Raw genomic sequence first — 13,398 nt, 5'->3', positions numbered from 1 at the left:
GCTGGATCTTGAACATGGCGAAGACCTCCGGTGTGGTGGGAGCTGTCTAGGAACTCACCGCACGGAGGTCTTCGTGCCCCACCGTAATGCCCGGCTGACCGTCTTCGGTAGAAGACTGCTGGTCGAACGTGTCTGCTCAGGCCGTCCGGTCGCTCACGTGGCCGCCGAGATGGGTATCTCCCGGGCCACGGCTCACAAATGGATCCGCAGGTGGCGGGCTGAAGGCGAGGCGGGCCTGCACGACCGGTCGAGCCGGCCTCACACGACGCCGCACCGGACCGCGGCCTCGGTCGAAACCCGCGTCTGCGACCTGCGACAGAGCCGCAAGCTCGGGCCGGCCAGGATCGGCCCGATCCTGGGCCTGCCCGCCTCGACCGTCCACCGGATCCTGACCCGCCACCGGCTCAACCGCCTGGCCTGGCTCGACCGCCCCACCGGCACGCTGATCCGCCGCTACGAACGCGAGCGTCCCGGGGAACTCATCCACGTCGACGTGAAGAAACTCGGCCGGATCCCCGACGGCGGCGGTCACAAAGCGCTGGGCCGCCAGGCCGGCCGGGCCACCCGCAACAACATGGGCTTCGACTACGTCCACTCCGCCGTCGACGACCACACCCGCCTCGCCTACAGCGAGATCCACGGCGACGAGAAGACCGCGACCTGCGCGGGCTTCCTCACCCGCGCGGCCACGTTCTTCCACAGCCAGGGCATCACCCGGATCGAGCGGGTGCTGACCGACAACGCCTGGGCCTACCGCAAGGGCCTGGCCTGGAAGGCAGTCCTGGCCGAGCTCGGCGCGACCGGCAAGCTGACCCGGGCCTACCGGCCGCAGACCAACGGCAAGGTCGAACGCTTCAACCGCACCCTGCTCGACGAATGGGCCTACCTGCGGCCCTACACCTCAAACACCGAACGGACCGAAGCCCTGGCAGACTTCCTCCACACCTACAACCACCACCGCTGCCACACCGCACTGGACGGACACCCGCCCATCAGCCGTGTCAACAACGCTGCGGGTCAATACACCTAGGGCGTGGGCGGCCGGGCGGGGCGCCGGGACGGAGGCCGGCGCACCACGGAAGCGGAAAATCCGTCGCCGGACCCTGTTGCCGGCCGTCCGGGCGTGGTACGGTCGCGTTTGGCACTCGTGCACGCCCTCTCCTGGGCGCCGGTGCCGGTCGCTCCGCGTCACGCCGGCACACCCGTCCGTTCCGGACCGGAGTGCCTTCGTTTCCTTCCCAGCACGGCCTCGTGAGCGGGTTCTCCCGCGCTTTCCGAGGTGCTGTTCCCCGCCGTCCGGGCGTGACCTCCGTCCGCCCTCGTGCACGGCATCTCCCCTCCCCACGCTTTCCCGTGCCCGCGTCCGTGAAAGGACCGCCCATGACCACCACCCTCGACCACACCCCCGTACGGCGCTCGCCCGCCGAGATCGCCTCCGGTGTCCTCGACATCGACCCGGGCGGCCGGGGCCGCCTGCGCTCGCCGGACCTGCTGCCGCTGCCGTCCGATCCGTCCCTCTCCCCCGCGCTGATCCGCCGCCACGCCCTGCGCGCGGGCGACCTGATCGAGGCCGTGCGCGGCGAACGCCACGCCGTCACCGACGTGATCCGGGTCGACGGCCGCGCCCCGGCGGCGGACCGCCGCCGCTTCGCGGACCTGACTCCGCTTCACCCGTACGAGCGGCTGCGCCTGGAGCACCCTGGCTCCGGGCTCGCCGGGCGGCTCGTCGACCTGATGGCGCCGGTCGGCAAGGGACAGCGCGGCCTCGTCGTCGCGCCGCCCAAGACCGGCAAGACCGTCCTGCTCCAGCAACTGGCCGCCGCGGTCGCCGGCAACCACCCCGAGTGCCGGCTGATGGTCGTGCTCCTGGACGAACGCCCCGAGGAGGTCACCGACATGCGCCGCTCGGTGCGCGGCGACGTCTACGCCTCCACCTTCGACCAGGGGCCCCGGCAGCACATCGCCCTCGCCGAGCTGGTGATCGAGCGGGCCAAGCGGCTCGTCGAGGCCGGTGAGGACGTCGTGGTGCTGCTCGACTCCCTCACCCGGCTCTGCCGCGCCCACAACCACGCCGCGGCCCCGACCGGACGCACCCTCAGCGGCGGGGTCGACGCCGGGGCGCTGCTCGGGCCCAAGCGGCTGTTCGGCGCGGCCCGTGCCGCCGAGGAGGGCGGCTCCCTCACGCTGCTGGCCACCGCCCTGGTGGAGACCGGTTCCCGCGCCGACGACTTCTTCTTCGAGGAGCTGAAGGGCACCGGCAACATGGAACTGCGGCTCGGCCGCGACCTCGCCAACCGCCGGGTCTTCCCCGCCGTGGACCTGCCCCGCTCCGGCACCCGGCGCGAGGAACTGCTGCTGTCCCCGGCCGAGGCGGCAGCCGCGCGGGGGCTGCGCCGGGCGCTGGACGGCCGCGACGGGCAGGGTCTGGAGACGCTGCTCGACCGGCTGCGCCGGACCCCGGACAACGCGTCCTTCCTCCGGTTGGTCCAGCCGACCCTGCCCGCCGCCTGAACGCCACCCCGGGCGGTCCGTCGGAACCCCGCGGGAAACGGCCATACGGGTGTCCGTGTGCGCCAGTCGGACCGGCCCGTATGGCGCTTGCGGGTCCCCTTCCTACGTTTGCGGTATGACTATCGGATTCTCATCCCGGGCGGCTCGGTCCACGTGTCTGCTGTGCGTGGCGGGGCTGCTGACCGTGATGCCCGCCGCCGCGGTCGCGCGTACGGAGCCCCCGGCCCCCGGCGCGCCCGGCGGGCCGGGCCCGGCCGCACCCCGGGAGTCCGGACCGGCCACAGGCGCGGCCCCTGCCCCGGGACCGGCCGCAGGGGCGACTCCTGCCCCGGGACCGGCCGCAGGGGCGGCCCCTACCCCGGGACCGGCCGCAGGGGCGGCCGGGTCCCTGTTGCACCGGCCCGGCACGCAGGTCCGGCCCCGCGCCGGGGCACCGCGGCTCCCCGAGGTCTCCGCGCTGTCCTGGGTGGTGGCGGACGCCGGGAGCGGCGAGGTGCTCGCCGGTCACGACGCCCACCGCGGACTGCCGCCCGCCAGCACCCTCAAGACGCTGTTCGCCCTCACGATGCTCCCCGTCCTGCCGGGCGGGACCCGGCACCGGGTCGACGCGGCCGAACTGTCGGACGTCGGCCCCGGCAGCAGCCTCGTCGGGGTCGTCGAGGGCGGCACGTACCGGGTCTCCGACCTGTGGAACGGGGTCTTCCTCAACTCCGGCAACGACGCGGTGCACGTGCTGACCGCGCTCGGCGGCGGCTGGAGCGAGACGGTCGCCCGGATGCAGGCGCGGGCCCGGGCGCTCGGCGCGCTGGACACGCACGTGCTCTCGCCCGACGGGTACGACGCGCCGGGGCAGGTCTCCTCCGCCTACGACCTCGCGGTGTTCGGCCGGGAAGGGCTGCGCGACCCGGACTTCGCCCGGTACTGCGCCAAGGTGGACGCCTACTTCCCGGACGGGGGCGGCTCCTCCTTCGGCATCCGCAACACCAACCGGCTGCTGACCGGCGAGGACGGCGTGGAGGCGTACCCGGGGCTGATCGGCGTCAAGAACGGCTACACCAGCAACGCGGGCAACACCCTGGTCACCGCGGCCCGCCGGGACGGGCGCACCCTCGTGGTGACGGTGATGAACCCTCAGGAGGGCGGCGGGTACGCCGTCTACGAGGAAGCACGCGCCCTGCTCGACTGGGGCTTCGAGGCGGCCGGGCGCGTCGACCCGGTCGGCTCGCTCGACCCGGGAGGCGTACCCGGCGGCTCCCCGCGGCAGGGACCGACGGCCGTGCCCCCCACCGTGGCGGCGCCGGAGCACCACACCGGCACCGGCTGGACGCGGGCCGGGATGGTGACGGGGGCCGCCGGGATCGGCGCGGGCGCCCTGGCACTGGCCCGGCGGCGCCGTCAGGACGGCGACGGCGCCTGATCCGGCGGCGTCAGAACACGGAGAGGCCGGTGAGCGTGGTGAAGCGGTCCAGCGCCGCCACCCCGGCCACCGAGTTGCCGCGTTCGTCCAGGCCGGGGCTCCACACGCAGAGCGTGCAGCGGCCCGGCACGACCGCGATGATGCCGCCGCCGACGCCGCTCTTGCCGGGCAGCCCCACCCGGTACGCGAAGTCGCCGGCCGCGTCGTAGGTGCCGCAGGTCAGCATCACGGCGTTCACCTGCTTGGCCTGACGGCTGCTCAGCAGGCGGCTGCCGTCGGCGCGGACGCCGTGCCGGGCCAGGAAGCCGGCCGCCAGCGCGAGGTCGGCGCAGGACGCGATGACCGAGCACTGGCGGAAGTACTGCTCCAGCAGGTCCGGCACCGGGTTGTCGATGTTGCCGTAGGAGGCCATGAAGTGGGCGAGGGCCGCGTTGCGGTCGCCGTGCGCCGCCTCGGAGGCGGCGACCTCCTCGTCGAAGGTCAGCTCCGGGTTGCCGCTCTCGGCGCGCAGGAAGTCCAGCAGCTCCCCCGCCGCGTCGCCGGTACGGGTGTGCAGCCGGTCGGTGACGACGAGGGCACCCGCGTTGACGAAGGGGTTGCGGGGGATGCCGTGCTCGTACTCCAGTTGCACCAGGGAGTTGAACGGGTTGCCGGAGGGCTCGCGGCCGACGTGCTCCCAGAGGGTGTCGCCCTCGCGGGCCAGGTCGAGGGCGAGGGTGAAGACCTTGGTGACGGACTGCGCGGAGAAGGGCTGCCGCCAGTCCCCCACGCCGTACACGGTGCCGTCCGGCTCGGCGACCGCCATGCCGAAGCGGCGCGGGTCGAGGGCGGCGAGCGCCGGGATGTAGTCGGCGGGCCGTCCGCGTCCGGGGGTCCGCTCGATCTCCTCGGCGACGCGCTCCAGGACCTCCTGGTAGTCCGTGGTGGTGGTCATGGCCGCCATTCTGCACGGACCGGCCGGACGCCGCCCCGCGCCCCCGGACCCGCCGGCCCCGCGCCCCGGCCCGGCCCGCGCTCACGCCCACGGCGCCCCGGCCCTGCCCCGCTCACGCCCACAGCGCCCCGGCCAGGGCCACGCCCGCGAACGCCGCGCCGAGACCCGCCGCCACGCTCGCGGCGACGTTGGCGGCGGCGTGCAGCCGGGCGCCCGTCTCGGCCAGCCGCAGCGTCTCGTAGGAGAAGGTCGAGTACGTCGTCAGGGCGCCGCACAGGCCGGTGCCGAGGAGAAGCTGGAGGCGGGAGCCCGCCGCCCCGGCGAGGGCCGCGCCGGTGAGCACGCCGAGGACCAGGGAGCCGGCGACGTTGACGGTGAAGGTGCCCCAGGGGAAGACCGAGTCGTGCCGGCGCTGCACGGCGCGGTCGGTGAGGTAGCGCAGCGGGGCGCCGACCATGGCGCCCGCGACGACCAGCAGCCAGTTCACCACGGGCGGCCGTCCCCCGCCGTCGCGCCGCCGGCCCCGGGCTCCGCCTCCCGGCCGGCGTACCGGATGACCTGGCAGTCGTCGAGGACCACCAGGCCCTCGGTGACCAGTTCGTCCAGTTGCGGCAGGAAGGCGCGGACGCGTTCGCCGGTGTCGACGATGACGACGGCCACCGGCAGGTCCTCGCTGAGGGAGAGCAGCCGGGTGGTGTGGATCAGGGAGGAGGCGCCGAAGCCCTCGATGCCCCGGAAGACGCTCGCGCCGGCGAGTCCGGCGGCGTGGGCGCGGTGCACGATCTCGGCGTAGACCGGTTTGTGGTGCCAGGTGTCGTTCTCCCCGACGAAGACGGTCACGCGCAGGGCGTTGCCGGTGAGTCGCGTCATGGCTGTCTCCACTTCAGGACGCGGCGGGCGGCCCAGGCGGCGAGCCACACCGCGGTGAGGGCCGCGACGGGCGTCGCGGCGAGGTAGGGCAGGGCGGTACGGGGCTCGCCGGCGGCGAGGAGGCCGCGGCCGTCGACGGCGTAGGTCGAGAAGGTCGTGAAGCCGCCGAGGACACCGGTGCCGAAGAAGGGCCGCACCAGGCGGTGGGCGGCCCACACGTCGGTGATGAGCACCATGAAGACGCCGATGACGGCGCAGCCCGCGATGTTGACCCAGAAGACCGTCCAGGGGAAGCCGCCGGGGGGCGTCGGCCACCACAGGGAGGCCGCGTGGCGGGCGGAGGCGCCGACGGCCCCGCCGAGCGCCACGACGGCGACGACAGGCGTTTGGGTGCGCCAGGCGCGCCGCCGCCGGGTCGCGGCGCGGGCCGCGGGCCGTCGGGTCCTCGGGGCTGTCACGGTCGTGCGTCTCCTACTCGCCGGGCGGGAAGGGCCACCGCGCGCAAGGAGGGACCGTCGGCGGCGCCGGTGCCGCGGTTCGGGTACGGCGAGCCCCACCGCCGTGCCGCGGACGCGTGGACCGCGGCTTCCCCGGCAGCTTAGCGCCCGGTGGGGCCGGGTCACCTCGCGCCTGCGGGGCGAGGGGCCGGCCGGGGTGCCGCGGAGGGCCGGTTCGCCTTCGTACCAGGGGCCGTTCGACCACTCGGCGGGCGGTTTTCCCGGTGCTACCGTGCGGGTATGGCAGCCAAGACGGCCGGTGGGCGGCTCGAGGAGCGCTGGCGCGACATCCTCTCGGTGCACGCGCGCACACTGTGCGAGATCGACCGCGCGCTGCATCCGCACGGACTGATCGCGAGCGATTTCGAGGTGCTGGACCTGCTGGTCTCCGAGGCGCCCGGGGAGGGCGCCCAGTGCCGCGTGCAGAACCTGGCCGGCCGGGTCCACCTGAGCCAGAGCGCGCTGTCCCGTCTGATCGCCCGGCTGGAGCGGGACGGGCTGGTGGAGCGCTCCATGTGCGTGGAGGACCGGCGCGGCGTGCGGGTCGCCCTCACCCGCAAGGGGCGTGAGCTGCACGCCGAGGTGCTGCCCCTGCAGCGGGCCGCGCTGGCCCGCGTGCTGGGCGACGGCTGAGCCCGGTACCCGTCAGGGGCGGGCCAGCAGGGTGCGCACCCCGTCCGAGGTGAGCGTGAGCCGGTGTTCCGAGCCGGCGTCGATGGAGAGCGAGAGGTCGTCCGCCGGCCACTGGGCGGCGAGCGCGCCGAGCGGTACCAGACGGTAGCGGGAAACGTACGGCAACAGGTCGGCCATCTCCACCTCCGAGGTGAACACGGGCACCACTTGGCGCCCGCCCTGCTGCTCCAGTACGGGCAGGGCCAGCATGCCGGGGTCGGCGGCGTCCTTGTCGTCGGCGTCGTCCGGCACCGGGACGAGGACGTCGCTGCCGGCCAGTGTGTCCAGCGCGGCGGTGTCCTCGGTGTTCCGGGCGAGGGTGTCCAGTGCCCGCCGGGCGGGCGAGACGGAGTTGTCGTTGGCAGGTGTGTCCATGGCAGATTCCCTGGTGGCCGGGGGTGTGGGGAGGGCGCCCGGACGGTCGGCACGGGCGCGTCCAGGCTCGCGTACCCGAACGCCGGGGGCGCAATCCTGTCCGGTCCCCGGGTCCGGGACGTCCCTGAACGGCAGGTCCTCGGCGCTCCCGGTGACACCCGCGCGGTGCGGTGACCCCCGCCGCCGCGCAGGCCGGGCGGCCGGTCGAGCGCCACGCGGGTGCCGCCTCGTCGGGGGCCCGCCGGCGGGCCCGCCCCGGGCCGGGCGGCATCCGGCGGACGGCCGCCCGCTCCCCCGCGCAGCGTCCGGGACGGGCCCGCGCCCGCCTTCTTGAGTGATCATCTGATCGCATGGGGGCCCACTTGATCGATCAGCCAGGGTCCCGGGTTAGCATATGAGCGCCGCCTAGCTCGAAAGATAAGAGACGTGACTGTCAACGACGACTCGTTCACTCATTGGAAGAACCGCGAACAGATCGCGGAATCGATGATCCCGATGATCGGGAAGCTCCACCGGGAGCGGGACGTCACGGTCCTGCTGCACAGCCGTTCCTTGGTGAACAAGTCGGTGGTCAGCATCCTGAAGACGCACCGTTTCGCCCGGCAGATCGCCGGCGCGGAGCTGTCCGTCACCGAGACCCTCCCCTTCCTCCAGGCCCTCACCACGCTCGACCTGGGCCCCTCCCAGATCGACCTCGGCATGCTCGCCGCGACCTACCGCGAGGACGACCGCGGACTGTCGGTCGAGGACTTCACCGCCGAGGCCGTGGCCGGCGCCATGGGCGAGAACAAGATCGAGCGCCGCGAGCCGCGCGACGTCGTCCTCTACGGCTTCGGCCGCATCGGCCGCCTCCTCGCCCGCCTGCTCATCGAGAAGACCGGGTCCGGCAACGGCCTGCGGCTGCGCGCCATCGTCGTCCGCGACAGCGGCGGCGGCGACCTGGTCAAGCGCGCCTCGCTGCTGCGCCGCGACTCCATCCACGGGCAGTTCCAGGGCACCATCACCGTGGATGAGGAAGCCCGCACGATCGTCGCCAACGGCAACGAGATCAAGGTCATCTACTCCGACGACCCGACGAAGGTCGACTACACGGAGTACGGCATCTCCCAGGCCATCCTCATCGACAACACCGGCCGGTGGCGCGACCGCGAGGGGCTCTCCAAGCACCTGCGGCCCGGCATCGACAAGGTCGTCCTGACGGCTCCGGGCAAGGGCGACGTCCCCAACATCGTCCACGGCGTCAACCATGACACCATCAAGCCGGACGAGCAGATCCTGTCCTGCGCCTCCTGCACCACCAACGCGATCGTGCCGCCGCTGAAGGCCATGGCCGACGAGTACGGCGTGCTGCGCGGTCACGTGGAGACGGTCCACTCCTTCACCAACGACCAGAACCTGCTGGACAACTACCACAAGTCCGACCGCCGCGGCCGGTCCGCGCCGCTGAACATGGTGATCACGGAGACCGGCGCCGCCTCCGCGGTCGCCAAGGCCCTCCCGGACCTGAAGGCCCGCATCACCGGCAGCTCCATCCGGGTGCCGGTGCCGAACGTGTCGATAGCGATCCTCAACCTCCAGCTCGCCCGGGAGACCACCCGCGAGGACGTCCTCGACCACCTGCGCGACGTGTCGCTGACCTCGCCGCTCAAGCGCCAGATCGACTTCATCAGCGCGCCCGACGCGGTCTCCAGCGACTTCATCGGCTCGCGCCACGCCTCCATCGTGGACGCGGGCGCGCTCAAGGTGGAGGGCGACAACGCCATCCTCTACCTCTGGTACGACAACGAGTTCGGCTACTCCTGCCAGGTCGTGCGCGTGGTCCAGCACGTCTCGGGGGTGGAGTACCCGACGTACCCGGCCCCGGCGGTCTGATCCGCGAAGCGCACCGGTACGCGCGGGAGGGGCGGTGGGAGCGGGACTCCCACCGCCCCTCCCGCGTCTCCCCTCAGGCGGTGAGCCGGCGCGCGAACAGACGGGTCAGCGCGGTCGGCGCGGTGATGGCGGTGCCCACGACGACGCTGTGCGCGCCGGCGGCGAGCGCCCGGGCCGCCTGGTCCGGCGTGGCGATCCGGCCCTCGGCGATCACCGGTGTGGCGACGGCGGCGGCGAGGTCCGCGACGAGCGCCAGGTCCGGTCCGGTCCCCGCCGGGGACCCGGGCACGTAACCGGACAGGGTGGTCCCGACGAAGTCGGCGCCCTGCCGCGCGGCCTCGCGCCCCTCGTCGAGAGTGGAGACGTCGGCCATGACCAGGGCGCCCTCCGCGTGGACCGCCTCCACGAGCTGGGCGAAGGTGCTGCCGTCGGGGCGCGGGCGCGCGGTGGCGTCGGCCGCCACGACGGCGGCGCCGGCCGCCACGAGGGCTAGCGCGTGGCGCACGGTCGGGGTGATGAAGACGCCGTCGTCGCCGTCCTTCCAGAGGCCGATCACCGGCAGGCCGACGGTGGCGACCGCCGCCGCGACCACCTCCGGGTCGTTGACGCGCACGGCCGCCGCGCCGCCGGAGCGCGCCGCGAGGGCCATGCGGACCAGGGTGCCGGTGTCGCGCATCGGGTCGCCGGGCGGTGCCTGGCAGGACACGATCAGGCGGCCGGCGAGGGCGTCGGCCAAGGGCTGGGCCGAGGTCATGAGGGGGCTCCCGTGGGGTGGGGGTGGTGCAGGGGCAGGGTCCGGGTCAGCGAGGCCGCCCCGAGGACCGCGGCGTCGGCGCCGCCGCGCGGCGGTACGGGCCGCAGCGCGCGCAGCGGCGGCATCAGTTCGGCGGCGAAGGCCGCGCACAGGGCGTCCCAGTACAGGACACCGATCCGCGGCACGCCGCCGGCGACGACGACCCGGTGCGGGCCGAGCGCGTTGGCGAGGCCGCCCAGGGCGCGCCCGGCCGCGCGGGCGCCGAGGGTGATGGCCGCCGTGGCGTGCGGGTCGCCGTCGGCGGCGCGCCGGGCGACGGTCTCCAGCCGCGGGGCGGGCTCGCCGCCGAGCCTCGCGCAGAGGGCGGTGATGGCGGGTCCGGCCGCGACGGCCTCCAGGTGGCCGGTGGCGCCGCAGGTGCAGGGCAGTCCGTCGGCCTCGGGGCTGGGCAGGTGCCCGAGGTGCCCGGCGATCCCCGCGGCCCCGTGCAGCATGCGTCCCGCGGCGGCGACGGCGCCGCCGACGCCGGTGCCGACGGCGGCGTAGACCAGGGTGGCGTCTTCGTCCAGGGCGGCCAGTTCCAGGCCTGCGGCGGCGCGTACGTCGTTGTCGCAGGCCACGGGGGTACCGGTGCGGGCGGCGAGGCCGCGGGCAAGGGCGGTGCCGGCCCAGCCGCGGATCGTGTCGGTGGCGCTGGTGACGGTCCCGGTGGCGGGGTCGATCACGCCGGCCGCGGCGACGCCGATCGCGGCGGCGGCCGGCGTCCGCACCGCGTGGGCGGCCTCGGCGAGGGCGTCCAGCACCGCCTCCGCACCCCGGTCGGCCGGGGTGGGCCGGGTATGCCGGGCGACGACGGCGCCGTCGGCCGTGACGAGGGCGGCGGCGATCTTGGTGCCGCCCAGGTCGAGGCCGATCACCGGCGCGCCGGGGTGGGGGGCGGTCATCGGACCGGGAGGAGCCCGGCGCCGCGCAGGTGCCGTTCGACGTGGGCGACGCAGGCGTCGTCGAGCGGGATCTGCGGGGCGGCGGTGGTGCCGTGGTCGAGGACGCCGAGCAGCCTGAGGGCGTGCTTGAAGGCGCCGATGGCGGAGGAGTTGCGGCCCATCTCCGCCTCGGGTCCGGCATCGACCATGCCGAACAGCGCGACGAGCCGTTCCTGTTCGCGCACCGCGCGGTCCAGGTCACCGGCGCGCACCGCGTCGTGGAGGCGGACGTATCCGGCGGGGTCCACGTTGCCGAGTCCGGGCACGACCCCGTCGGCTCCGGCCAGCAGGGCGGCGTCGACGGTGAGTTCGGAGCCGGTGAGGATGCTGAAGGCGGGCGCGGGGCCGTCCGCCCGGCCGTGCCGGCCGCCGAGGGCGACGAGGAGCCGGCGCAGCGAGCCCTCGTCGCCGCTGCTGTCCTTGAGGCCGGCCAGCGTGCCGTCCTCGGCCAGTTCGCGCACCAGGGCGGTGGAGAGCTTGCTGTGCACGGAGACGGGCAGGTCGTAGCCGTACAGCGGCAGGTCGACCCGGGAGCGGACGGTGCGGAAGTGCGCGGCGATCTCGCGGGGGTGGGTGCGGGCGTAGAAGGGGGCGGTCGCCACCAGGGCGTCGGCGCCCGCCCGGCGGGCCTCCTCGGCGTGGACGAGGACCCGGGGGGTGGTGGTGTCGATGACGCCGGCGAGGACGGGGACGCGTCCGGCGGCGGCCTCGACCACGGTCTCCAGGGCCAGGGCCCGCTGCCGGTCGGTGAGGAAGGCGACCTCGCCGCTGGAGCCCAGGGCGAACAGCCCGTGCACTCCCCCGCCGACGAGGTGCTCGACGAGCCGGGCGAGCGAGGCGGTGTCGACCTCGCCCGACGCGTCCAGGGGCGTGCAGACGGGCGGTACGACACCGCGGAGCGGCTGGGACGTGGACATGGTGACTCCTGGGCTGGGCGAAGGGTGGTACGGGTGGTGACGGGCCGCCCGCCCGGTGCCGGTTTCCGGCGGCGGACGGGCGGCCCGTGGCCGGGCTACGGCACGGTGACGGTGAGCGTCGCGTCGCCGTAGGAGTGCTGGTCGCCGCGGACCTGGTAGGCCGCGGTCGCCGTCACGGCACCCGCGCCGGTCTCGGCGGGGACGGTGACGGGGATCGTGACGTCGGCGCCCTGTCCGGGCCGGAGCGCGGGGACGGCGACGGCGGGGGCGCTCCAGCCGGCCGGGAGCGCCAGGGAGACCTCGCCGGCGGGGAGCGGCACGTCGTTCTGGCTGACGACGCGGACGGTGACCTCGGTGGTCTTCCCCGCGGGCAGCGCGGCGGGCGGCGTGAGGGTGACGGGGGCGCAGACGCCGCCGAGCCACTTGAGGTCGAACGACGAGTAGGTGATGTGCCGGTAGTCGGCGCGCTCCCACAGCAGTCCCACCCGGGAGTTGGGCAGGGTGCCGTCGTCGAGCGGGGTGAGGGTGGAGTACGCGGCCGAGCCGGCCTCGACGGTCTTGCGGACGGGCCAGTTGTCCCCGTTGTCGCAGGAGAGGCGGACGGTGAGGTTGCTGCGCCCGCCGGTGGTCGCCGTGTTGCTGAACAGCAGCCAGGAGGAGCGGGGGTGGGTGGCGTCCACGCCGGGCGCGAAGCGCGCGATGGAGCCGTTGTTGGCCGGGTCGGGCAGCTCGGTGTCCTGCCGGAACGGGGTGTAGGTGACGCCGCCGTCGGTGGAGTGGGCGACGGTGCGGTAGGGCGCGGAGCGGTTGTTGAGCATGACGCGGCCGTCGGACAGCTCGACGGTCTTGTTCTCGTCGCCGCCGGGCCCGACCGGTGTGCCCATGCGCCACGTGGCGCCGTGGTCGTCGCTGTAGGCGCTCACCGCGTAGTTGGCTCCGTCGCGGCGAATGGCGTACTGCTGGATCAGGCGGCCCTTGTGGGGGCCGTGGCGCAGTTGGATGCCCTCGCCGGAGGCGGCGAACATGCCCGCCCAGGCGGGGTCCTTGATCTGGGCGGTGATCCGCCGGTGCGTCCAGGTGAGGCCGTCGTCGTCGGAGTAGCTGTAGTCGGCCTGGAGGACGTCCGGGTCGTTCTCGTCGTTTCCGGTCGCCGAGCCGAAGAAGCCCTGGTTCACGGAGGCCGCGTAGAAGACGAAGACGCGGCCGGTCTCGCGGTCGACGAGGAGGCTGGGGTCGCCGTAGCCCTTGGGGGCGGCGTCCTTGCGGACCACCTGCTGGGCCTGCCAGGTGGTGCCGCCGTCGGTGCTGCGGCGCAGCACGACGCCGAGGTTGCCGGGCAGGTCGCCGAGGGTGGGGCGGGCGTCGTAGGCGGCGAGCAGGGTGCCCTTGGTGGTGCGGGTCAGGGCGGGGATGCGGTAGTAGGGGGAGCCGGTGCCGGCGGTGGCGATGTCCTGGGAGGTGAGGGTGGACGGGCCGGCGGCGGCCGGGCGGGGGGCGGTGCGGGGGCCGTCGGCGGCCTGGGCGGCGGGGGCCGTGGCGGCCAGGGCGGTGAGGATCGCGGTGACGGTGACCAGGGAGACGCTTCGCTGCATGGAC

Annotated in this window: 14 protein-coding genes; 5 read left to right on the top strand and 9 right to left on the bottom strand. The window is 74.6% G+C overall.

Translation table 11 applies throughout. The features are described 5' to 3' along the window. The first annotated feature begins 73 nt into the window (after positions 1–73). The 3 genes from VM636_RS27915 (at position 74) to VM636_RS27905 (ending at position 3,928) form a co-directional block, all read left to right on the top strand. Positions 74–1,030 carry an IS481 family transposase gene (locus VM636_RS27915; protein WP_338482875.1) on the top strand — a complete coding sequence of 319 codons (957 nt, stop codon included), beginning with the start codon at positions 74–76 and terminating at the stop codon, positions 1,028–1,030. Positions 1,031–1,380: 350 nt separating this feature from the next. Then, on the top strand, positions 1,381–2,511 hold the full coding sequence (gene rho / locus VM636_RS27910) for a transcription termination factor Rho (protein ID WP_030423000.1): 1,131 nt from the start codon (positions 1,381–1,383) through the stop codon (positions 2,509–2,511). A gap of 115 nt (positions 2,512–2,626) precedes the next feature. After that, positions 2,627–3,928, top strand: coding sequence for a D-alanyl-D-alanine carboxypeptidase (locus tag VM636_RS27905; RefSeq protein ID WP_053913123.1), 1,302 nt, complete (start codon positions 2,627–2,629; stop codon positions 3,926–3,928). A gap of 10 nt (positions 3,929–3,938) precedes the next feature. Here the strand turns inward: VM636_RS27905 and VM636_RS27900 are convergent, their stop codons facing one another. From VM636_RS27900 to VM636_RS27885, 4 genes are all read right to left on the bottom strand, one after another. After that, positions 3,939–4,871, bottom strand: coding sequence for a glutaminase (locus VM636_RS27900; RefSeq protein ID WP_030423002.1), 933 nt, complete (start codon positions 4,869–4,871; stop codon positions 3,939–3,941). 103 nt (positions 4,872–4,974) lie between these two features. Beyond that, a complete protein-coding gene (gene crcB / locus VM636_RS27895; RefSeq protein WP_053913344.1) occupies positions 4,975–5,349 on the bottom strand; it encodes a fluoride efflux transporter CrcB in 375 nt (124 codons plus the stop codon). Beyond that, on the bottom strand, positions 5,346–5,732 hold the full coding sequence (locus VM636_RS27890) for a DUF190 domain-containing protein (RefSeq protein WP_030423004.1): 387 nt from the start codon (positions 5,730–5,732) through the stop codon (positions 5,346–5,348). Before VM636_RS27890 ends, crcB begins: the two co-directional genes overlap by 4 nt. Next, on the bottom strand, positions 5,729–6,190 hold the full coding sequence (locus VM636_RS27885; protein ID WP_053913124.1) for a CrcB family protein: 462 nt from the start codon (positions 6,188–6,190) through the stop codon (positions 5,729–5,731). Before VM636_RS27885 ends, VM636_RS27890 begins: the two co-directional genes overlap by 4 nt. Positions 6,191–6,469: 279 nt before the next feature. Between VM636_RS27885 and VM636_RS27880 the strand changes: the two genes are divergently transcribed. Beyond that, positions 6,470–6,862, top strand: coding sequence for a MarR family transcriptional regulator (locus VM636_RS27880; RefSeq protein ID WP_030423006.1), 393 nt, complete (start codon positions 6,470–6,472; stop codon positions 6,860–6,862). Between the two features lie 12 nt (positions 6,863–6,874). On the opposite strand, the gene VM636_RS27875 is transcribed toward VM636_RS27880, so the two are convergent. Next, positions 6,875–7,276, bottom strand: a complete 402-nt coding sequence (locus VM636_RS27875) for an SseB family protein (protein ID WP_030423007.1) — start codon at positions 7,274–7,276, stop codon at positions 6,875–6,877. Positions 7,277–7,702: 426 nt separating this feature from the next. Between VM636_RS27875 and VM636_RS27870 the strand changes: the two genes are divergently transcribed. Continuing rightward, entirely contained in the window at positions 7,703–9,148 is a 1,446-nt protein-coding gene (locus tag VM636_RS27870) for a glyceraldehyde-3-phosphate dehydrogenase (RefSeq protein WP_030423008.1), read from the top strand. A 73-nt stretch (positions 9,149–9,221) separates the two neighbouring features. Here VM636_RS27870 and VM636_RS27865 read toward each other — a convergent pair whose 3' ends face one another. The 4 genes from VM636_RS27865 to VM636_RS27850 all read right to left on the bottom strand — a co-directional run bounded on the left by VM636_RS27865 (position 9,222) and on the right by VM636_RS27850 (position 13,394). Further along, the gene (locus VM636_RS27865; protein ID WP_030423009.1) at positions 9,222–9,902 is read right to left on the bottom strand and encodes a putative N-acetylmannosamine-6-phosphate 2-epimerase; all 681 of its coding nucleotides are present in this window, start codon (positions 9,900–9,902) and stop codon (positions 9,222–9,224) included. Beyond that, positions 9,899–10,846: an ROK family protein gene (locus VM636_RS27860; RefSeq protein ID WP_030423010.1), complete on the bottom strand. Its 948-nt coding sequence runs from the start codon at positions 10,844–10,846 to the stop codon at positions 9,899–9,901. The genes VM636_RS27865 and VM636_RS27860 overlap by 4 nt, the downstream gene beginning before the upstream one ends. Continuing rightward, entirely contained in the window at positions 10,843–11,802 is a 960-nt protein-coding gene (locus VM636_RS27855) for a dihydrodipicolinate synthase family protein (RefSeq protein ID WP_030423011.1), read from the bottom strand. Before VM636_RS27855 ends, VM636_RS27860 begins: the two co-directional genes overlap by 4 nt. A 95-nt stretch (positions 11,803–11,897) precedes the next feature. Beyond that, positions 11,898–13,394 (bottom strand): exo-alpha-sialidase, encoded by a 1,497-nt coding sequence (locus tag VM636_RS27850; protein WP_053913125.1) that lies wholly within the window; start codon positions 13,392–13,394, stop codon positions 11,898–11,900. Positions 13,395–13,398: the final 4 nt, after the last annotated feature.

This window comes from Streptomyces sp. SCSIO 75703 (assembly GCF_036607905.1).
GTDB lineage: Bacteria > Actinomycetota > Actinomycetes > Streptomycetales > Streptomycetaceae > Streptomyces.
This window is presented reverse-complemented; position numbering and strand designations above follow the sequence as displayed.